Here is a 21,243-nt window from a genome sequence, read left to right on the forward strand (position 1 = left end):
GAACTACAGCTGCCGTGTCGGTCCGCCACCGGTGAAGCAGAAGGAAGCGTTGTTGTTGCAGGTGGGTCCCAGCTGCTTCACATCATTGAACGACCCGTCGTCATACCCGTAAAGGAAGTCGCAGGCGCCGCCGTAACCACTATTGAAGAACACCGCAGCGTTTGACGTCGTTGGTCGGGTAAGTGAGAAGCGAGGCAGAGGCCGCATCGCTCTTCAGCGCCTGCTCCTGACCGCTGCCCGAGCTCAGGAAGGCATACCCGGCGAAATTTGAAGCGGAGCTGGTGAAGGCCGCCTTCGAACCCACTCGTCCCGTGTTGCAGTAGAGCACCAGGCAACGACTACCACTCGGGCGGTTACTGTACGTGGCCGCCGAAGCAGTGGACGGCAGCAGCGCGAGAAATGCTGCAGAGACAGTCACGGCCGCAGCGATGACACGGCGCCTCATTCCCCCTCCCCACAAAAATATTCACACATGCAACAAAAGGTCGGAACCTGAAAGGAACCGACCAGCGGGGCAAAAAATATCCGCAGTTGATCTTTACTTGCAAAAATAAAAGAACTCTCGCTTACCGGCCACGGCATGCCTTCGTCGACACTTTTGGGTGGATCTGCTCGCCATGGGAAATTGGCGCAGTGTAGGGCGGATCTCTCCCTACCCCGTTACATCCCGACCCACTGTGTGCCATTCTGTCGGCCAGGATTACGAGTTGGGCAGCAGTGTCACGGCTGCCTCCCCAAGGACGCGGGGAATCTGTGTGGACAATGAGTCGCGCCGAGCCGATCGCTCAGACGCCGAACTCCTGGCATCCCATGTCTCAGGGGACAAGGACGCCTTCGGTGAGCTCGTGCACCGTCATCGCGACCGGCTCTGGGCCGTTGCCCTCCGGACACTGGGGGACCGGGAGGAAGCCGCTGACGCGGTTCAGGATGCCCTTGTATCTGCCTACCGTGCCGCTCACACCTTCCGCGGCCAGTCGGCCGTCACGACATGGCTGCACCGGATCACGGTGAACGCCTGTCTGGACCGTGCGCGCAAGGCGGCATCCCGGAAGACCTCTCCTATCGATGACACGGAGCGCCTGGAGCAACTGCTGGAGCCCCACGAGTCCGCTTCGGCTCCTGCAGAACGGAACGATCTGCACCGCCAGCTCATCGAAGCGATGGGGACGTTACCGCCCGATCAGCGGGCGGCGCTCATCCTCGTGGACATGCAGGGCTATCCGGTGGCCGAGGCCGCCCGCATCCTCGACGTGCCCATCGGCACGGTGAAGAGCCGCTGCGCCCGGGGCAGAGTCAGACTCCTGCCTCTTCTGCGCCACCTACGACCGGACGGCAGCGGTGACGGCAGGAAACGGGACGAGGAACGGAACCGGACGCAGGGGGCATCCGTCCCACCCGCAGCGGGACCGCGTCGAGCGGGTTCGCCGGATACAGGATCGAGTGACCCAGCGGCAGTGAAGGGCGGAGGTGGGCGAACGTGACCTCGACGACAGACATGACGGAGCACCCGGACGTCGAGGAGATCTCCGATCTCACCGAGGGACTTCTGCCGCCCGCCCGGGACATCGCTGTGCGCAGGCATCTGGATGAGTGCGAGCTCTGCGCGGACGTCCATGCCTCACTGGAGGAGATCCAGGGGCTGCTCGGCACCATGCCGGGGCCGCCCCGCATGCCGGCCGAGGTGGCGAGCCGTATCGACGCCGCGCTCGCCGCAGAAGCTCTGCTCCATGCCACAGTGCCGGAGCCCAGAGACATCACAGAATCGGTCGACATAAAACCCGTCGGCGCTTCCCCTGCCCTGTCCGACGACGATCGCGCGCATGTTTCACGTGAAACATCGGTACCGCGTGAAGCACCAGCGTCGGCGGGCCGCCCTGCTGGACGCCCTCGCCCCTCTACCACCGGCCCGGGGCGCAAGGGCCGCGTGCAGCGTGGACGACACAGGGCCGCAGTGCTGGGAACGGTGTTCACCGTCGCGGCTCTGGGGCTCGGCACCGTATTCCTCTCGTCCCAGAACGAGGTCAAGGGGGACGGTCGTCAGACGGCTGCCGCGGACACCTTCTCCGAGGGAAAGCTGGAGAAGCAGGTCTCCGATCTGCTCGCACAGAGCCGGATGAAGATCGGCTCCTCCCGCAGCCCGCAGCCCTTCGGGCTGGAATCGGCATCCGGGACCGCTGCCAGCCCCAGGGTGCTCAAGGTCACGGTCCCGGAATGCATCCGTAAAGGGATCGGCCGTGACGACGCCGCCCTCGTCACGGAGAAAGGCACCTACGAGGGGCGAGGGGCTCTGCTGGTGGTACTTCCCGACGCCTCCGACGACACCCGGGTGACCGCCTACATCGTCGATGCCGCTTGTGTCGCCGATCCCTCCTCTGCCTCCACGGCAAAGGTTCTGCTGGAGCATGGCTACACACGCGACTGAGTGCCGACGCGACGCTTCGCCCGCATCCTGTGTGATATCTCGTACGGTGTGTATCTTCCCGCGCCCGTCCGAGGGTCACGTCCGTGTGCTCGGGCACAGCGGGAATGCGCGCCCCTTAGGATCCGTTGGGTGAGGTGAGAGTTCCGACAGAAGCTCCCACCGGTCGGATGACACAGATCAGAGACGAGGAATCAAGCTGTGAGCGACGTCCGTAACGTGATCATCATCGGTTCGGGGCCTGCCGGCTACACCGCGGCGCTTTACACCGCCCGTGCGTCGCTTAAGCCTCTGGTGTTCGAGGGCGCCGTCACCGCCGGTGGCGCGCTGATGAACACGACCGATGTCGAAAACTTCCCGGGCTTCCAGGACGGCATCATGGGCCCCGAACTCATGGACAACATGCGCGCCCAGGCGGAGCGCTTTGGTGCCGAGCTTATTCCGGACGACGTGGTCTCCGTTGACCTGACCGGCGAGATCAAGACCGTCACGGACACAGCGGGCACGGTCCACAAGACGAAGGCCGTCATCGTCACCACCGGTTCGCAGCACCGCAAGCTCGGTCTGCCGAACGAGGACGCCCTCTCCGGCCGCGGTGTCTCCTGGTGTGCCACGTGTGACGGCTTCTTCTTCAAGGACCAGGACATCGCCGTGATCGGCGGCGGTGATACCGCGATGGAGGAGGCCACCTTCCTCTCGCGGTTCGCCAAGTCCGTCACGATCGTCCACCGCCGCGACACCCTGCGGGCCTCGAAGGCGATGCAGGAACGTGCCATCGCCGACCCAAAGATCTCGTTCATCTGGGACAGCGAGGTCGCCGAGGTCCAGGGTGACCAGAAGCTTTCAGGTCTGAAGCTGCGGAACGTCAAGACCAGCGAGCTTTCAGACCTGGCGGTGACCGGTCTGTTCATCGCGATCGGGCACGACCCTCGTACGGAGCTCTTCAAGAGCCAGCTGGAGCTGGACGACGAGGGCTACCTGAAGGTTGAGGCGCCGTCGACGCGTACGAACCTCACCGGTGTGTTCGGTGCCGGTGACGTGGTCGACCACACCTACCGCCAGGCGATCACCGCGGCCGGTACGGGCTGTGCCGCCGCCCTCGACGCCGAGAGGTTCCTTGCCGCTCTCGCCGACGAGAAGAAGGCCGAGCCCGAGAAGACCACTGTCTGACCCTCACCCGCCCCACGCATCAACCAGTTAAGGAGCCCGCCGTGGCCGGCACCCTGAAGAACGTGACGGACGATTCCTTCGACGAGGACGTCCTCAAGAACGACAAGCCTGTCCTGGTGGACTTCTGGGCCGCCTGGTGCGGTCCGTGCCGCCAGATCGCCCCTTCCCTCGAGGCGATTGCCGCGGAGTACGGCGACAAGATCGAGGTCGTCAAGCTGAACATCGACGAGAACCCGGGTACGGCCGCCAAGTACGGCGTCATGTCCATCCCGACCCTGAACGTCTATCAGGGTGGCGAGGTCGCCAAGACCATCGTCGGTGCCAAGCCGAAGGCCGCGATCGTCCGCGACCTCGAGGACTTCATCGCCGAATGATCGCCGGCCGCCTCACGGGCGGCACATGTTTCACGTGAAACACGAATGGGCCGACCCTCATGGGTCGGCCCATTCGCACGAGGCGCCCCGGCCTCGCAGGTACCGAACTCGTCGGTCCGGACTCGGGGCATCAACTCCAGATGGGTCAGCATCACCTGGTTCAAAGGGGGCGCAATGCCGGTTCCTTCTGCACGGCGCCGAGCAGACGGTCCAACGCCATCTCGACGTCGTCCTTCCACGACAGCGTCGTCCGCAGTTCCAGCCTGAGCCGGGGATACGCGGGGTGCTGACGGACCGTCTTGAACCCTACTGCCAGTAGATGATCAGCGGGCAGCACACAGGCCGGCGCCTTCCAGCGCGTGTCACCAAAGGCTTCGATCGCTTTGAACCCGCGACGCAGTAGATCCTTCGCCACCGTCTGCACCATCACCCTCCCCAGCCCTTGACCCTGGTAGCCCGGCACGATGAACGCGGTCATCAACTGCACTGCATCGGGCGACACAGGGCTCGTGGGAAAGGCCGTGGCACGCGGCACGTAGGCGGGCGGGGCATAGAGAACGAAACCCACGGGGACGTCATCCACATAGACGATTCTTCCGCACGACCCCCAGTCCAGGAGGACAGCGGAGATCCACGACTCCTTCTCGACCGCTGACGTACCCGCCTTTACCGCTGCCTCACCACTGACGGGATCAAGCTCCCAGAAGACGCACGAGCGACAGTGCTGGGGAAGGTCCTGAAGGTTGTCCAGCGTGAGCGGTACGAGCCGACGTCCCATGAAGCCTGCTCCTCGCTTCCTTCGCCTGCCGCCTCACGGACGGCTTTCAGAGCCTGTCGCTCCTTGAGCAGGCTGCCGATGAACCCACCGAAGACAGCAATCGCCAGCCCTGTACTCACCAGTCCGGTGCGGTTCATCATTCGCATGGCCCCTGCCTTGCGCTCAGAGAATCAAAGGTACTGCCGGTGGATACACCTCGTATTTCAACGCATCGTATCCACGAAGCGATTCCGTCGATACCGACAAAAAGCAAAGGGCGGACCATGTTCCGGCACATACCGGACATGATCCGCCCTTGGTCGACTGTTCGGCTGAACGAGCCGATGTCTCAGGAATCGTCCTCTATGGCATCGTCGTCCACAAGGCTCTTCTGCAGAACCGGCCCCTCATCGGGAGCGAGCGTGCCGAGAATGCGTTCGAGATCCTCCATGGAAGCGAACTCGACGGTGATCTTGCCCTTCTTCTGCCCCAGGTCGACCTTCACCCGCGTCTCGAAGCGATCCGAAAGACGGGTGGCCAGATCGGACAACGCCGGCGACACCAGTGCGCCCGCCCGCGGGCCCTTGGACCGCGGCGCCTTCTGAGGCCCAGGCCCCATCAGCGTGACGATCTCCTCGACGGCTCTTACCGAGAGCCCTTCAGCCACGATCCGATGGGCCAGCCTGTCCTGTTCCTCAGAGTCCTCGACAGAGAGCAGGGCCCGCGCATGTCCGGCGGAAAGCACTCCCGCAGCCACCCGGCTCTGGACCCTCGGCGAGAGCTTCAGCAGACGCAGGGTGTTGGACACCTGCGGGCGGGAGCGGCCGATGCGGTCCGCCAGCTGATCGTGGGTGCAGTTGAAGTCCTTGAGCAGCTGGTCGTAGGCGGCTGCCTCTTCCAACGGGTTCAACTGGGCCCGGTGCAGGTTCTCCAGAAGGGCGTCCAGAAGGAGTTTCTCGTCCTCCGTGGCCCGGACGATCGCCGGGATCGCCTCGAGCCCCGCCAGGCGGCAGGCCCGCCAGCGGCGCTCACCCATGATGAGCTCGTAGTGCGCCGGCCCGACCTGCCGTACGACAACGGGCTGGAGGAGGCCGACCTCCTTGATGGACGTGACAAGCTCTGCCAGTGCGTCCTCGTCGAAGACCGCGCGGGGCTGACGCGGGTTCGGCTTGATGGACTCGATGGGGATCTCAGCGAAATGTGCCCCCAGGGGAGGCATGGGAGTCTCCGCCGCACCTTGCGCCGAGGGCCCCTCTGTTTCACGTGGAACAGAGGACAACGCGGCCAGCTTCGCGGCGGCCACCCCGCGCTCGTTCGGCGCCACCGATGGGCTGGCGGAAGACGCGGAAGCAGCACCTCCCGTCATGGCCGGGGCGACCATTTTCTCTGTCGGGGCAGCAGGGATCAGTGCGCCGAGACCACGACCCAACCCTCTCCGTCGCTCACTCACTGGACGCCCTCCACCATGCTCGGATCGTTCTGCTGTGCGCCGATGTGCGCGTTCGATGCGTCGTAGCTGACGCCTACACCCCTCAACGCGATCTCTCGTGCCGCCTCAAGGTAGGAGAGGGCCCCACTCGATCCAGGATCGTAGGTCAGTACCGTCTGTCCGTAACTCGGTGCCTCCGAGATGCGTACGGAACGGGGAATGCTCGTCCGCAGCACCTCTTCACCGAAGTGACTTCGCACCTCGTCCGCGACCTGGGACGCGAGCCGCGTCCGACCGTCGTACATGGTGAGCAGGATCGTCGATACATGCAGGGAGGGGTTGAGGTGCCCCCGCACCAGATCGACATTGCGGAGCAGCTGCCCCAGGCCTTCCAGCGCGTAGTACTCGCACTGAATCGGGATCAGGACCTCCTGACCTGCCACCATCGCATTGACTGTCAGCAGGCCGAGCGACGGGGGGCAGTCGATGAGGATGTAGTCCAAGGGCTGCTCGTAGGCTTGGATCGCACGCTGCAGCCGACTCTCCCGTGCCACCAGGGACACCAGCTCGATCTCCGCACCGGCAAGATCGATCGTGGCGGGTGCACAGAAAAGACCCTCCACGTCGGGGACCGGCTGGACCACTTCTGCCAGCGGCCTGCTCTCGACCAACACGTCATAGATGGAAGGAACTTCAGCGTGGTGGTCGATCCCCAGGGCCGTGGATGCGTTGCCCTGAGGATCGAGGTCGATCACCAGGACCCGAGCGCCATGGAGCGCGAGTGACGCGGCAAGGTTGACGGTCGTCGTCGTCTTGCCCACGCCACCTTTCTGGTTGGCAACCACCATGAGGCGTGTCCGCTCAGGCCGCGGCAGGCCCTCACCTGCGCGGCCCAGCGCGTCCACCGCCACCTGGGCAGCACGACCGATGGGAGTGTCGTCCATCGGAGGCGGTGTTTCACGTGAAACATCCGCCCCCATCGATTCGGTACGGGGACCGGGGACCGGATCGGTCATCGGTCCCGCGATGTTGGCGTCGGACCGCAAGGATTCACTCTCCTCGACTTCAGGCTCGCAATGAACAGAGCCTCCCATGTCTTCGGGGTCGTGAACCAGCGAGGCCTTACGTTCTGTGGAGAAAACCACCTCTGTGGACAACTCCGTGCCCCCTGAGGGGGGCGAACTCTCGTCGGGAACAGAACCCTCTCCGAGTGAACCGAGAGGCTTACGGTCGCGGGGTTCGGCCGCGACGCGACCGCGACTGATGATGCCGTGCAGCAGGGAGCGACGTTTCACGTGAAACACGATGCACAGCAGCCAGGCTCGCACTGGCACGACACTCCGGAACGTGGAGGTTCGGCAGCTTGTGTGGAGTACGTCTGACCCCTCAGAGCGTATGCCTGCCTGCCAGCCGTCCTGCCACAGGATGCGCGAACCCGTTATCCGCGTCGGCGCCGCACACGCCCCGTGCGAGCGGCCTTCGCTCGCTTCGCCGCGAAGCGCACGCCTCCGGGACTTTCCCCGACCTCGACGCGCACGACTGTGGACATCGGATCCACTACGCCCTCACCCACATGCACGACCGACGTCGCTACTGCACCGAGCTTGTTCAGAGCAGCGGTGGCGCTCTTCAGCTCCTCCTCGGCGGCGTCGCCCTTGAGTGCGAGCATCTCCCCGTAGGGCCGTAGCAGGGGAATGCCCCATGTGGCGAGACGGTCGAGCGGCGCCACGGCCCGCGCGGTCACCACATGGACCGGAGGCAGCGTTCCCATGACCTCTTCGGCCCGTCCACGGACGACCGTCACATGATCCAGGCCCAGCAGCTCCACGACTTCGGTCAGGAAGGTGGTACGCCGCAGCAGCGGTTCCAGCAGCGTGATCTTGAGGTCCTCCCGGACCAGCGCCAAGGGAATGCCCGGCAGACCGGCACCCGAGCCGACATCGCACACCGTCACACCCTCGGGGACGACCTCTGAGAGCACCGCGCAGTTCAGCAGATGCCGCTCCCACAGTCGGGGCACCTCCCGCGGACCAATCAGACCACGCTGCACGCCCGTCTCAGCAAGTAGTTCCGCGTAACGCACCGCGTCCGCGAAACGATCACCGAACACCTCACGGGCCTGCTCGGGCGCGGGGGGAAGCTCCGCTGCCTCCGTCACGGGGGACCGTCCTTCCGTACCGTGCCGGCCCACCGGCCGACACCACAGAACTATCAGGCTGACAAAATTCGGCCCCGTCTGCGCAACAGACGGGGCCGGTGGAATGCGGAACCGTTCAGGCGGGAAGCACGACGACGAAGCGCTGCGGCTCCTCACCCTCGGACTCACTGCTCAGGCCGGCAGCCTTGACCGCGTCGTGCACGACCTTGCGCTCGAACGGCGTCATCGGGTCGAGCTTCACGGGCTCACCGCTGCTCCTGGCCTCGGCAGCGGCCTTCGCGCCGAGCTCGGACAACTCTGCCCGCTTCTTGGCGCGGTACCCCGCGATGTCGAGCATCAGCCGGCTGCGGTCACCGGTCTCGCGGTGCACGGCCAGACGCGTGAGCTCCTGGAGCGCTTCGAGCACCTCGCCGTCACGACCGACCAGCTTCTGCAGGTCACGGCCGGACGAATCGCTGATGATCGAGACAGAGGCACGGTCGGCCTCGACGTCCATGTCGATGTCACCGTCGAGGTCGGCGATGTCGAGCAGACCCTCCAGGTAGTCCGCTGCGATCTCGCCTTCCTGCTCCAGGCGGGTCAGGGTGTCTGCGCCCTCGGCAGCGGCGGAGGTGGTGCCTTCCGTCACGGGATGGACTCCTTCTTACTTCTTGGACGAGGACTTGGGCCGCTGCGGACCCTTGCGCTGTCCGGACTGGGCCTTGCTGCGGGTGCTTCCGCCGGGCTTCGCGTTGCCCTTCTTGGCAGCGGCGGCGGGCTTGACGTCGTCCTGGGGCTCCTCGGCCTTGGTCAGCGAGAGGGACTCACCGGCTGTCTTCGCCGCACCGCCCTGGCGCTGGGACTTGCTCTGCCGCTTGGGCTGCTGCCGCTTCGCGGCCTGAGCCGTGGTCGTGGAACCGTCCTCCGCCTGAGCGGCGGCCGTGGCGTCGCCCTTGGTCACCGCACCGTCGGCCTGGGCCGCGAGACCCGCCTTGTTCAGACCGTTGATGAACTTGCGCTCGTACTCGTTGCGGTCCCGGCCCTTGGCGACGATGGCCTTGACGGTGGCACGCTCACGGCGGTTACGGGTCTTGCCGTGGTGGGTGACGTGCTTGGAGAGGCGCTCCAGGTACGAGGCCTGCGCCTTGGAACCCGGCGTCGGGTTGTTGTGGATGACGTACATCTGCTGGCCCATGGTCCACACGTTGGTGGTCAGCCAGTAGACGAGGACACCGACGGGGAAGTTGATACCGAAGACGGCGAAGATGACGGGGAAGACGTACATCAACATCTTCTGCTGCTGCATGAACGGCGTCTTCACCGTGGTGTCGACGTTCTTCGTCATCAGCTGGCGCTGCGTATAGAACTGCGACAGCGACATCAGCACGATCATGAGCGCCGTGACGACGCGTACATCGGTCAGGGAGGCGTTGAGGGCCTCGAGCTTGTCCGAGTTGTCCGTGAACTTCGCCGCGAGCGGGGCACCGAAGATGTGTGCCTTCTGCGCGCTTTCCAGCAGATGCGCGTTGATCACGCCGACGGTGTCATTGGACGCGATGCTGTTGAGCACGCGGTACAGGGCGAAGAAGAACGGGGACTGCGCCAGGATGGGAAGACACGAGGAGAGCGGGTTGGTGCCCGCATCCTTGTACAGCTTCATCATCTCTTCGGACTGGCGCTGCTTGTCGTTCTTGTAGCGCTCCTGGATCTTCTTCATCTCCGGCTGGAGCGTCTGCATCGCGCGTGTCGCCTTGATCTGCTTCACGAAGAGCGGGATCAGGCAGATACGGATCAAGATCACCAGGGACACGATGGACAGGCCCCAGGCCCACCCGGTGTCAGGGCCGAAGATGGCCCCGTACACGCTGTGGAACTGGACGATAACCCAGGAGACAGGTGTCGTGATGAAGCTGAAGAGGCTGGCAATCGTGTCCACTAATCATGCTCCTTGGGCATGGGGCGAGATCTCTGCGGCCGGGCTCGAAGGACTCGGACTCATGGGAGGGGTCCGTCCTTCGGTGGCCGGTTCGGCGGAGGCGGGCCCGCCCTTGCGTGCACGCCAGGCGTTACGCAGCATTTCGTACCACCGTGGGCGCTTGCGCGGCGGGACATGGTCCACGCCGCCCAGCGACCACGGATTGCACCGCAGGATGCGCCAGGCCGTGAGTGCTGTGCCCTTGATGGCACCGTGCCGGTCGATGGCCGTGTAGCCGTAGTGGGAACACGACGGGTAGTACTTGCATACAGGCCCGAGCAGGGGACTGATCGTCCACTGATAGAGCTTGATCAGAACCAGCAGCGGGTACTTCATCGCATGCCCCCTCCCAGCAACCGCTGAAGAGCGGCATCCAGGTCTTGGGCCAGTTGTGCATGGTTGGCGTCCCCCGCTCCGGGCAACGCTCGTACGACTACCAGGCTACCGGGGGGCAGCAGGTCGACTCGATCGCGCATCAGGTGGCGAAGTCTGCGCTTCACCCTGTTCCGCACGACCGCGCCACCCACCGCCTTGCTGACGACGAAACCCGCACGCGTCGGGGCAGCGTTCTCCCCAGACGCATGCGGGTCCGTGACACCGCTGCGTAGGTGTACGACGAGGTGCTGACGTCCGGCCCGGCGTCCCCGTCGTACCGCGGTCGCGAAGTCCTCGCGCCGCCTCAGCCGGTTCTCGGTAGGCAGCACGACGTCATGACCTGATCAGGATCAGGCGGACAGACGGGTGCGACCCTTGCCACGGCGGGACGCGAGAATCGCGCGGCCGGCACGGGTGCGCATACGCAGCCGGAAGCCGTGGGTCTTGGCGCGGCGACGGTTGTTCGGCTGGAAGGTGCGCTTGCTCACTCGGGGGCTCCAGAAAGAGTTCGTAGATTGCGGGGTGCCGTCCTGGCTGTCACCGTGCGCCCACGAGTAGCTCGCGTTACGCCCGAGTGCACCGCTGACCGATCATCTTGCGCGATCTGTGCCCATCGGAGGCAGGCGGCAGCAGCCATCGACAACTCGACCTCGTCACGGTACGCGCGGCTGCGCCATTAGGTCAAACCAGCCGTCGCCGGGAGACACTTGTCCACAGGCTGGGGACAATAACTTGAACCGTACCGGCCGCCCTGACTACCGTGGCTGGACTCCGATTCGTTCCTTTGTCCCTCCAGCACCCCTTTGAGAACCGATCCAATCCCGTCCCTGAACCACCTGCTTCGAGGGACCTGTGAGAGAGCGTGCCCTGTGGCTGATGTACCTGCCGATCTTGCCGCAGTGTGGCCACGCGTATTGGAGCAGCTCCTCGGTGAGGGCCGGGGCCAGGGAGTGGAGGGGAAGGACGAACACTGGATCCGGCGCTGCCAGCCGCTGGCGCTGGTCGCCGACACCGCCCTGCTCGCCGTGCCGAACGAGTTCGCCAAGGGCGTGCTGGAGGGCCGCCTGGCACCGGTCGTCAGCGAGAGCCTGAGCCGCGAGTGCGGGCGCCCCATCCGTATCGCCATCACCGTCGACGACTCCGCGGGAGAGCCTCCGGCCCCGCTCGCCCCCCGCCCTCAGCCGCGCTACGAGGAATCCCAACTCCCGCCCGAGCGCCAGGACCGTCCGGACAGGCAGGACCGCCAGGAGCACGAGCAGTACGAGGGCTACGGCCGACGCCGCGCCGACCAGCATCCCGGACCGCCCGGCGACCAACTCCCCACCGCCCGCCCGGCCTATCCCTCGGAGTACCAGCGCCCGGAGCCCGGCTCCTGGCCTCGCCCGGCAAAGGACGAGTACAGCTGGCAGCAGCAGCGCCTCGGATTCCCGGACCGTGACCCGTACGCCTCGCCGTCCCAGGAGACGTACGGCTCCCAGGGCGGCTACGGTGGCGCGCCCTCGCAGGACTACCGTCCGCAGCCGATGGAACGCCCCTCCTACGACCAGCAGCGCTCCGACTACGAGACAGCACGCGCGGAGTACGACCGCGGCGAATACGACCGCAAGGACTACGAGCGCGGCGACTACGACCAGCGCAACGTAGTCCGCCGCGAGCTGCCGGAGCCTCCCTCCGGCGCGGGCCACGTCCACCGTGGCGGCCCCGTCGGCCCGAACCTGCCCGCCAGCGGTGCACCTGGCCCGTTGGCCGCGCAGCCCGCGCCGGCGACCGGCCCCGGTGAGCCGACCGCGCGGCTGAACCCGAAGTACCTCTTCGACACGTTCGTCATCGGCGCCTCCAACCGCTTCGCGCACGCGGCGGCGGTGGCGGTGGCGGAGGCGCCCGCGAAGGCGTACAACCCCCTCTTCATCTACGGGGAGTCCGGACTCGGCAAGACGCACCTGCTGCACGCGATCGGGCACTACGCGCGCAGTCTCTATCCCGGCACCCGGGTGCGGTACGTGAGCTCGGAGGAGTTCACCAACGAGTTCATCAACTCCATCCGCGACGGCAAGGGCGACAGCTTCCGCAAGCGGTACCGGGAGATGGACATCCTGCTGGTCGACGACATCCAGTTCCTCGCGGACAAGGAGTCGACGCAGGAGGAGTTCTTCCACACCTTCAACACGCTGCACAACGCCAACAAGCAGATCGTGCTCTCCAGTGACCGGCCGCCCAAGCAACTGGTGACGCTGGAGGACCGGCTGCGGAACCGTTTCGAGTGGGGTCTGATCACTGACGTCCAGCCGCCGGAACTGGAGACGCGGATCGCGATCCTGCGCAAGAAGGCGGTGCAGGAACAGCTCAACGCCCCGCCGGAGGTACTGGAGTTCATCGCCTCCCGGATCTCGCGGAACATCCGTGAGCTGGAGGGCGCGCTGATCAGGGTGACGGCCTTCGCCTCGCTCAACCGGCAGCCGGTGGACCTCGGGCTCACCGAGATCGTCCTGAAGGACCTGATGCCCGGCGGAGACGACTCCGCACCGGAGATCACCTCGACGGCCATCATGGGCGCGACCGCCGACTACTTCGGGCTCACGGTCGAGGACCTGTGCGGCACCTCGCGCGGACGCGCGCTGGTGACCGCGCGGCAGATCGCGATGTACCTGTGCCGCGAGCTGACCGACCTGTCGTTGCCGAAGATCGGCGCACTGTTCGGCGGCCGCGACCACACGACGGTGATGCACGCGGACCGGAAGATCCGCAATCTGATGGCGGAGCGGCGCTCCATCTACAACCAGGTCACCGAACTCACCAACCGCATCAAGGCCGGCTGAGGCCTCACAGCGCCCGTGACTGGCAGGCACCCATGACAAGGGGCCGGTGACAGGCCATCCGTCGCGGGTACGAGGGGGATACAGCGCCCGCCCACAGCTGTCCCTGCCCCTCGCCCTCGGGCAGGCTCGGCCCCCCTCAGAGCCGTCAGACACCCAGGAAGGGCGTCCCCGGACCACATCCGGGGACGCCCTTCCTCGTACGCCCGCCGACTCACCGGCCCGCTCGCCGGCGGACCCCAGAAGGACCTTCGGGGGCCTTCAGGAGCCGCCGGGACTCGCCGGGACTCGCCCCTCAGCCGTCCCCCACCGTCCTCGCGTCGGCCCCCGGTCACCCCCGGTCGTCCTCGAGGTCTCGTCCGCTGTTCCATTTCGGCACCGGGTTACGGCCTTCCTCCACAGATTCGGCAAGTTTTTTCCGTCCACATCCTGGGGACCGCGAAGTTGTCCCGATCCTGTCCACAGGGCCGCCCGATGGGACACCATCGGGCCAGGTCAACCGGTTGTGGATTAGTGGACAAGCGATCTCCACAGGCTGTGGACAAAACGGTGATCCACAGGCTGTGGACAAAGTTTTCCACTGGTAACCCACAGGCAGAGACCGGTTGTCCCCAGCGATCATCCGCTTCTCCACACGCCTGTCCACTGTTCGGCAACGTCACGCGTCCCCTCACCGGGGCGAGTGAAAGGCGTCACACCAAGGTGCCGCGGGGGCCTGTGGGAAAGACCGGAAAACCTGGGGACAGAGCTGGGGAGAACTCGGCCCCCCCTGTGTACGGAGTGTGCAGAACTTTCTGTTCTCCACAGACACCCCGAGTTGTCCACCGGCTCCGCCCACAGGGCCAGTGGACAAAATCTAGGCCCTGAGCTGGGAAAACGAGGTTATCCACGGTATCCACAGGCCCTACTACTACTCCCAACTAGAGAGAGTGAGGAATCCGTTTCGAAGAGGGCCCTGTGCACAACTCGCCGCTTCTACGCCGACTGCCCCTCGTCACGACTTGACCCCGAGGGGCACCTACTGTCAGTGCTGTGCGTCAGACTGTTCCCGGTGTCCTTGCCCCTCCCAGAGGCCGAGCACACCGAGTCAGATGACGAAGGCGAAGCAGGGCGCGAGAACGCCGGCAACAGCAGGAGGCGGCTTACGGTGAAGATCCGGGTGGAACGCGACGTACTCGCGGAGGCAGTGGCGTGGGCGGCACGCAGCCTCCCGGCCCGTCCGCCGGCGCCGGTCCTCGCAGGCCTGCTGCTGAAGGCCGGGTCGGGACAGCTGAGCCTGTCCAGCTTCGACTACGAGGTCTCCGCGCGGGTCTCGGTGGAGACGGAGGTCGAGGAGGAGGGCACGGTGCTCGTCTCGGGCCGACTGCTCGCCGACATCTGCCGCGCTCTCCCCAACCGGCCGGTGGAGATTTCCACAGACGGTGTACGGGCGACGGTGGTCTGCGGCTCCTCGCGGTTCACGCTCCACACCCTGCCGGTGGAGGAGTACCCGGCCCTGCCGCAGATGCCGAACGCGACGGGCACGGTGCCCGGTGAGGTCTTCGCGTCCGCCGTGCAACAGGTCGCCATCGCGGCGGGCCGCGACGACACCCTGCCCGTCCTGACCGGTGTCCGCATCGAGATCGAGGGCGACACGGTGACGCTGGCCTCCACCGACCGCTACCGCTTCGCGGTCCGCGAGTTCCTGTGGAAGCCGGAGAACCCGGAGGCCTCGGCGGTCGCCCTGGTGCCCGCCAAGACGCTTCTTGACACCGCCAAGGCACTGACCAGCGGCGACCAGGTGATCCTGGCGCTGTCCGGCTCGGGTGCGGGCGAGGGTCTGATCGGCTTCGAAGGCGCGGGCCGACGCACCACCACGCGGCTGCTGGAGGGTGACCTCCCGAAGTACCGCACGCTGTTCCCGACCGAGTTCAACAGCGTCGCCGTCATCGAGACCGCCCCCTTCGTGGAGGCCGTCAAGCGTGTGGCTCTGGTCGCCGAGCGCAACACGCCGGTGCGGCTGAGCTTCGAGCAGGGTGTGCTCATCCTGGAGGCCGGTTCCAGCGACGACGCACAGGCTGTGGAAAGGGTCGACGCCCAGCTGGAGGGCGACGACATCTCGATCGCCTTCAACCCCACGTTCCTGCTGGACGGCCTGAGCGCCATCGACTCCCCGGTGGCCCAGCTGTCGTTCACCACGTCCACCAAGCCCGCGCTGCTCAGCGGCAGGCCCGCGGTGGACGCGGAGGCGGACGACGCCTACAAGTATCTGATCATGCCGGTGCGGCTCAGCGGCTGACCTCGCCCCGCCCGTCCACGACCGCCCGCATCGGTCCACAGGCGGGCACAGCCTTCCGGGCCCGGACACCGGACCGTGAGTGTGTACCGGATCGTGCCGGGCCCGGAAGCGGCGGAAGACGACTGGTCGGCCGGCGTTGGTGAAACCGCAGGTGAGGGCGTGCGTATGAGCGCGTATGCCCACAGATGTGCGTGAGCGCCCGGGTTTAGGGTCGGGTCGGTACGTAAGTGCCGCGGCACGCTCGTGCCGCCATGCCACGTCGCAACCTAAGGAACACAACTGATGGAGCTCGGTCTCGTCGGCCTCGGCAAGATGGGCGGCAACATGCGCGAGCGGATTCGCCGCGCGGGCCACACCGTTCTCGGATACGACCGCAATCCGGACCTCGCCGATGTCCACAGCCTGGAAGAACTTGTGGGCAAGCTCGAGGGCCCGCGCGTGGTCTGGGTGATGGTCCCGGCGGGCGAGGCCACCCAGTCGACCATCGACGAACTTGCCGCGCTGCTGCAGCCCGGCGACGTCGTCGTGGACGGCGGCAACTCCCGCTGGACGGACGACGAGAAGCACGCCGAGGAGCTGGCGGCCAAGGGCATAGGTTTCGTCGACTGCGGGGTCTCCGGCGGTGTCTGGGGCCTGGAGAACGGCTACGCGCTGATGTACGGCGGCGACAAGGAGCACGTCGCCAAGGTGCAGCCGGTCTTCGACGCCCTGAAGCCGGAGGGCGACTTCGGCTCGGTGCACGCCGGCAAGGTCGGCGCCGGCCACTTCGCGAAGATGGTCCACAACGGCATCGAGTACGCGATGATGCAGGCCTATGCCGAGGGCTGGGAGCTCCTGGAGAAGGTCGACTCGGTGACCGATGTCCGGGAGGTCTTCCGCTCCTGGCAGGAGGGCACGGTCATCCGCTCCTGGCTGCTCGACCTCGCGGTGAACGCGCTGCACGAGGACGAGCACCTGGAGAGCCTCCGGGGGTACGCGCAGGACTCCGGTGAGGGACGCTGGACCGTGGAGGCCGCGATCGACAACGCGGTCCCGCTGCCGGCGATCACCGCGTCGCTGTTCGCGCGGTTCTCCTCCCGTCAGGAGGAGTCGCCGCAGATGAAGATGATCGCGGCGCTGCGCAACCAGTTCGGCGGCCACGCGGTCGAGAAGAAGTAATCCACGGAGAAGCAATCCACGAAGCAGCCGGAGCGGCCACAGCCCGAGCGGTCGGGGCAGCTCCGGGGAGCTTGCAGTCCACAGGACCGCACGACGGTCCACAACGCCGGGGAAGGTCGGTGAACGACCATGCACGTCACGCATCTGTCGCTGGCCGATTTCCGGTCCTATCCCCGGGTCGAGGTCCCGCTCGACCCGGGGGTCACGGCCTTCGTCGGCCCCAATGGGCAGGGCAAGACGAATCTCGTCGAGGCGGTCGGCTATCTCGCCACCCTCGGCAGCCACCGTGTCTCCTCCGACACCCCGCTGGTCCGCATGGGAGCCGACCGCGCGATCATCCGGGCCCAGGTCCGCCAGGGCGAGCGGCAGCAGCTCGTCGAGCTGGAGCTGAACCCGGGCCGCGCCAACCGCGCCCGGATCAACAGGTCCTCGCAGGTCAGGCCCCGGGACGTGCTGGGGATCGTCCGCACCGTCCTGTTCGCGCCCGAGGACCTCGCCCTGGTCAAGGGTGATCCCGGCGAGCGGCGTCGGTTCCTGGACGAGCTGATCACCGCCCGCTCCCCGCGTATGGCCGGTGTCCGCTCCGACTACGACCGTGTTCTCAAGCAGCGCAACACGCTGCTGAAGTCCGCGGCGCTGGCCCGTCGCCACGGCGGGCGCACCATGGACCTGTCCACCCTCGACGTCTGGGACCAGCACCTCGCGCGTGCGGGTGCCGAACTGCTGGCCCGGCGACTGGATCTGATCGCCGCGATCCAGCCACTCGCCGACAAGGCGTACGAACAGCTCGCGCCGGGGGGCGGCCCCGTCGCCCTGGAGTACAAGTCGTCGGCACCCGGCGAGGCGCACACGCGCGAGGACCTGTTCGAACAGTTGTCGGCCGCGCTCGCCGAGGCGCGCAAGCAGGAGGTCGAGCGGGGCGTCACCCTGGTCGGCCCGCACCGCGACGATCTGCTGCTCAATCTCGGCCGGATGCCGGCCAAGGGCTACGCCTCCCACGGCGAGTCCTGGTCCTATGCGCTGGCACTGCGCCTGGCCTCCTACGACCTGTTGCGCGCCGAGGGCAACGAGCCGGTGCTGGTCCTCGACGACGTCTTCGCCGAGCTGGACGCCCGCCGTCGTGAGCGCCTCGCCGAGCTGGTCGCGCCCGGCGAGCAGGTGCTGGTGACGGCGGCGGTCGATGACGATGTCCCCCATGTGCTGTCGGGGACGCGGTTCGCGGTGGCCGAGGGGACGGTGGAACGGGCATGAGCGAGCCGGGCAGGCCCGACGGCGCCCCCGGAGACGCTCGGAAGGCGACCCCTGAGCCCTCGGGTGTCGACCTCGCTCGTGTGGCGTTGCGCGCGGCCAAGGAGGCGGCTCGCGCGCGTGGGGACGTGGCGCAGCAGAAGAAGCAGGCGCGGCGCGGTGGCCTGCGCTCGGGCGCGCGCGGGGACCGGCGCGATCCCATGGCCCTCGGCTCGGCGATCAACCGGTTGCTCGCCGAGCGCGGCTGGGAGGCCCCGGCCGCGGTCGGCGGTGTGATGGGGCGCTGGTCCGAGATCGTCGGTGCGGACGTGGCCAAGCACTGTGAGCCGGAGCGTTACGACGAGGACGAGCGGGTGCTGGTCGTGCGCTGCGACTCCACCGCGTGGGCGACGAATCTGCGGCTGCTCGCCCCGACTCTGGTCGCCCGGCTGAACGAGGACCTGGGCCACGGCACGGTGACGCTGATCAAGGTCAACGGACCGGGTGGTCCGGCCCGCCGCTACGGCCCGCTGCGCGCCCCCGGAAGCACCGGTCCCGGCGACACCTACGGGTGACCGAGACCTTTTCCGAGCCATGGTCGGGGCCCTGTTCCAGACCTTCCACAGGAGGGTGACCGACGTCACATCATGGGCTTCCAGGGGTGCGTTCGGTCCGTCGGTGCCCCTTTCGTCGGACCTTCGGCCGGGGTGCCGGATCGGCACCTGACTCGTAAGTAGCAAAGGGTTGATGGCCGGAAGCGCTAGGTGCCCTCGTGAGCCTCTTGGAGCCCCCATCCGTATATCGGGAGTCGGGTGAGACCGGTTGAGGGCGGCACGTGCGGACTCAGGCACCGGCAAACCCCCATCGATGTCCGAGCTACCGGTAGACTGGAAGCAATCCCGCCCCGATCGTGGGGACCGCCCGGGAAAAGCTGAGCAACGCTGATCAAGGCTTACCAACGCAACATGCCGCAGCCGCTCCGGCAACCCGCCGCCGAGCCTGGCTCGTGGTGTGCCAGAAAGGGCGCTTCGTGGCCGATTCCGGCAACCCCAACGAGAACATCCCGTCCACCGACACCGGCGTGAAGAACGAGGCGCCCGCCCTCAGCGGCGAGATCACCGCTTCGTACGACGCCAGTGCCATCACCGTCCTCGAGGGCCTGGACGCGGTCCGCAAGCGACCCGGTATGTACATCGGTTCGACCGGTGAACGAGGGCTGCACCACCTGGTGCAGGAAGTTGTCGACAACTCCGTCGACGAGGCGCTGGCCGGGCACGCGGACACGATCGATGTGACGATCCTGGCCGACGGCGGTGTCCGGGTCGTCGACAACGGCCGGGGCATCCCGGTGGACATCGTCCCTTCGGAGAACAAGCCGGCCGTCGAGGTCGTGCTGACCGTACTGCACGCGGGCGGCAAGTTCGGCGGCGGCGGCTACGCGGTCTCCGGCGGCCTGCACGGCGTCGGTGTCTCCGTGGTGAACGCCCTGTCGAGCAGGATCTCCGTCGAGATCAAGCGTGACGGCCACCGCTGGACGCAGGACTACAAGATGGGCGTCCCCACGGCCCCGCTGGTCCAGCAGGAGGCTACGGAGGAGACCGGGACCACGGTCACCTTCTGGGCCGACGCGGACATCTTCGAGACCACCGAGTACTCCTTCGAGACGCTTTCGCGGCGTTTCCAGGAGATGGCGTTCCTCAACAAGGGCCTGCGGATCAACCTCTCCGACGAGCGCGAGTCGGCGAAGGCCACCGCCGGGGCGGACGAGGCGGGCGAGGACGAGAAGCACGAGGTCAAGGCCGTCTCGTACTGCTACGAGGGCGGCATCGTCGACTTCGTGAAGTACCTCAACTCCCGCAAGGGCGACGTGGTGCACCCCACCGTGATCGACCTCGAGGCCGAGGACAAGGAGAAGCTCCTGTCCCTCGAGGTCGCCATGCAGTGGAACAGTGGCTACACCGAGGGCGTCTACTCCTTCGCCAACATCATCCACACCCATGAGGGTGGTACGCACGAAGAGGGCTTCCGCGCGGCGATGACCTCGCTCATCAACAAGTACGCGCGCGACAAGAAGCTGCTGCGGGAGAAGGACGACAACCTCACGGGCGACGACATCCGCGAGGGTCTGACCGCGATCATCTCGGTCAAGCTGAGCGAGCCCCAGTTCGAGGGCCAGACCAAGACCAAGCTGGGCAACACCGAGGTGAAGACCTTCGTCCAGAAGGTCATCTACGAGCACCTGGCGGACTGGCTGGACCGCAACCCCAACGAGGCCGCGGACATCGTCCGCAAGGGCATCGCGGCGGCCACCGCGCGTGTGGCGGCCCGCAAGGCCCGCGACCTGACCCGCCGCAAGGGCCTGCTGGAGTCGGCGTCCCTGCCGGGCAAGCTCTCGGACTGCCAGTCGAACGACCCCACCAAGTGCGAGATCTTCATCGTCGAGGGCGACTCCGCCGGCGGCTCGGCCAAGTCCGGCCGGAACCCGCAGTACCAGGCGATCCTCCCGATCCGGGGCAAGATCCTCAACGTCGAGAAGGCGCGCATCGACCGGATCCTGCAGAACCAGGAGATCCAGGCGATGATCTCCGCGTTCGGCACCGGTGTGCACGAGGACTTCGACATCGAGAGGCTCCGCTATCACAAGATCATCCTGATGGCGGACGCCGACGTCGACGGCCAGCACATCAACACCCTGCTGCTGACGTTCCTGTTCCGTTTCATGCGGCCGCTGGTCGAGGCCGGGCACGTGTTCCTCTCCCGTCCTCCGCTCTACAAGATCAAGTGGGGCCGGGAGGACTTCGAGTACGCGTACTCCGACCGCGAGCGCGACGCGCTGATCGAGCTGGGCCGTCAGGCCGGCAAGCGCATCCGTGAGGACTCCGTCCAGCGCTTCAAGGGTCTCGGCGAGATGAACGCCGAGGAACTGCGCATCACCACGATGGACCAGGAGCACCGCGTTCTCGGCCAGGTCACCCTGGACGACGCCGCGCAGGCCGACGACCTGTTCTCCGTCCTCATGGGCGAGGACGTGGAGGCGCGCCGCCAGTTCATCCAGCGCAACGCCAAGGACGTCCGCTTCCTCGACATCTGAGTCGGTCTCAGCTGACCGCATCAGGAAGGATCTTCACCAG

19 protein-coding genes are annotated in these 21,243 nt (G+C 66.6%); 10 read left to right on the top strand and 9 right to left on the bottom strand.

The annotated features are described in order from the left end of the window. Positions 1-755 precede the first annotated feature (755 nt). The 4 genes from sigM to trxA all read left to right on the top strand — a co-directional run bounded on the left by sigM (position 756) and on the right by trxA (position 3,963). Positions 756-1,481, top strand: a complete 726-nt coding sequence (sigM, locus tag ACFP2V_RS19135) for an RNA polymerase sigma factor SigM (protein WP_381213522.1) — start codon at positions 756-758, stop codon at positions 1,479-1,481. Next, on the top strand, positions 1,478-2,422 hold the full coding sequence (locus ACFP2V_RS19140; RefSeq protein WP_381213525.1) for an anti-sigma factor family protein: 945 nt from the start codon (positions 1,478-1,480) through the stop codon (positions 2,420-2,422). The genes sigM and ACFP2V_RS19140 overlap by 4 nt, the downstream gene beginning before the upstream one ends. A 198-nt stretch (positions 2,423-2,620) precedes the next feature. Next, positions 2,621-3,589, top strand: a complete 969-nt coding sequence (trxB, locus tag ACFP2V_RS19145) for a thioredoxin-disulfide reductase (protein WP_381213528.1) — start codon at positions 2,621-2,623, stop codon at positions 3,587-3,589. 41 nt (positions 3,590-3,630) lie between these two features. Beyond that, positions 3,631-3,963: a thioredoxin gene (trxA, locus tag ACFP2V_RS19150; protein ID WP_042163195.1), complete on the top strand. Its 333-nt coding sequence runs from the start codon at positions 3,631-3,633 to the stop codon at positions 3,961-3,963. Positions 3,964-4,123: 160 nt separating this feature from the next. Here trxA and ACFP2V_RS19155 read toward each other — a convergent pair whose 3' ends face one another. The 9 genes from ACFP2V_RS19155 to rpmH all read right to left on the bottom strand — a co-directional run bounded on the left by ACFP2V_RS19155 (position 4,124) and on the right by rpmH (position 11,124). Continuing rightward, positions 4,124-4,741, bottom strand: a complete 618-nt coding sequence (locus ACFP2V_RS19155; protein WP_381213532.1) for a GNAT family N-acetyltransferase — start codon at positions 4,739-4,741, stop codon at positions 4,124-4,126. 328 nt (positions 4,742-5,069) lie between these two features. Further along, the gene (locus ACFP2V_RS19160; RefSeq protein WP_381213535.1) at positions 5,070-6,170 is read right to left on the bottom strand and encodes a ParB/RepB/Spo0J family partition protein; all 1,101 of its coding nucleotides are present in this window, start codon (positions 6,168-6,170) and stop codon (positions 5,070-5,072) included. Beyond that, complete coding sequence (locus ACFP2V_RS19165; RefSeq protein ID WP_381213654.1) at positions 6,167-7,243, bottom strand: ParA family protein; 1,077 nt, start codon at positions 7,241-7,243, stop codon at positions 6,167-6,169. Before ACFP2V_RS19165 ends, ACFP2V_RS19160 begins: the two co-directional genes overlap by 4 nt. A 344-nt stretch (positions 7,244-7,587) precedes the next feature. Continuing rightward, positions 7,588-8,307, bottom strand: coding sequence for a 16S rRNA (guanine(527)-N(7))-methyltransferase RsmG (gene rsmG / locus ACFP2V_RS19170; protein ID WP_381213538.1), 720 nt, complete (start codon positions 8,305-8,307; stop codon positions 7,588-7,590). A gap of 115 nt (positions 8,308-8,422) precedes the next feature. Then, complete coding sequence (locus ACFP2V_RS19175) at positions 8,423-8,935, bottom strand: Jag family protein (protein ID WP_055595877.1); 513 nt, start codon at positions 8,933-8,935, stop codon at positions 8,423-8,425. A gap of 15 nt (positions 8,936-8,950) precedes the next feature. Beyond that, positions 8,951-10,222, bottom strand: coding sequence for a membrane protein insertase YidC (gene yidC / locus ACFP2V_RS19180; RefSeq protein WP_381213543.1), 1,272 nt, complete (start codon positions 10,220-10,222; stop codon positions 8,951-8,953). Between the two features lie 3 nt (positions 10,223-10,225). Beyond that, on the bottom strand, positions 10,226-10,597 hold the full coding sequence (gene yidD, locus ACFP2V_RS19185; protein WP_381213546.1) for a membrane protein insertion efficiency factor YidD: 372 nt from the start codon (positions 10,595-10,597) through the stop codon (positions 10,226-10,228). Then, a complete protein-coding gene (rnpA, locus tag ACFP2V_RS19190; protein ID WP_381213548.1) occupies positions 10,594-10,965 on the bottom strand; it encodes a ribonuclease P protein component in 372 nt (123 codons plus the stop codon). The genes yidD and rnpA overlap by 4 nt, the downstream gene beginning before the upstream one ends. Before the next feature lie 21 nt (positions 10,966-10,986). Further along, positions 10,987-11,124 (bottom strand): 50S ribosomal protein L34, encoded by a 138-nt coding sequence (gene rpmH / locus ACFP2V_RS19195; RefSeq protein WP_030215407.1) that lies wholly within the window; start codon positions 11,122-11,124, stop codon positions 10,987-10,989. A gap of 381 nt (positions 11,125-11,505) precedes the next feature. Between rpmH and dnaA the strand changes: the two genes are divergently transcribed. From dnaA to gyrB, 6 genes are all read left to right on the top strand, one after another. After that, the gene (gene dnaA / locus ACFP2V_RS19200; RefSeq protein WP_381213552.1) at positions 11,506-13,452 is read left to right on the top strand and encodes a chromosomal replication initiator protein DnaA; all 1,947 of its coding nucleotides are present in this window, start codon (positions 11,506-11,508) and stop codon (positions 13,450-13,452) included. Between the two features lie 1,144 nt (positions 13,453-14,596). Next, on the top strand, positions 14,597-15,727 hold the full coding sequence (dnaN, locus tag ACFP2V_RS19205; RefSeq protein ID WP_381213555.1) for a DNA polymerase III subunit beta: 1,131 nt from the start codon (positions 14,597-14,599) through the stop codon (positions 15,725-15,727). A 282-nt stretch (positions 15,728-16,009) separates the two neighbouring features. Beyond that, a complete protein-coding gene (gene gnd, locus ACFP2V_RS19210; protein WP_381213558.1) occupies positions 16,010-16,885 on the top strand; it encodes a phosphogluconate dehydrogenase (NAD(+)-dependent, decarboxylating) in 876 nt (291 codons plus the stop codon). Between the two features lie 129 nt (positions 16,886-17,014). Continuing rightward, entirely contained in the window at positions 17,015-18,136 is a 1,122-nt protein-coding gene (gene recF / locus ACFP2V_RS19215) for a DNA replication/repair protein RecF (RefSeq protein WP_381213561.1), read from the top strand. After that, positions 18,133-18,687 (top strand): DciA family protein, encoded by a 555-nt coding sequence (locus ACFP2V_RS19220; RefSeq protein WP_381213564.1) that lies wholly within the window; start codon positions 18,133-18,135, stop codon positions 18,685-18,687. Before recF ends, ACFP2V_RS19220 begins: the two co-directional genes overlap by 4 nt. 455 nt (positions 18,688-19,142) lie before the next feature. Next, on the top strand, positions 19,143-21,203 hold the full coding sequence (gene gyrB, locus ACFP2V_RS19225; RefSeq protein ID WP_381213567.1) for a DNA topoisomerase (ATP-hydrolyzing) subunit B: 2,061 nt from the start codon (positions 19,143-19,145) through the stop codon (positions 21,201-21,203). The last annotated feature ends 40 nt before the right edge of the window (positions 21,204-21,243 follow it).

This window comes from Streptomyces incanus, assembly GCF_042656345.1.
In the GTDB taxonomy this organism is placed as follows: domain Bacteria; phylum Actinomycetota; class Actinomycetes; order Streptomycetales; family Streptomycetaceae; genus Streptomyces; species Streptomyces incanus.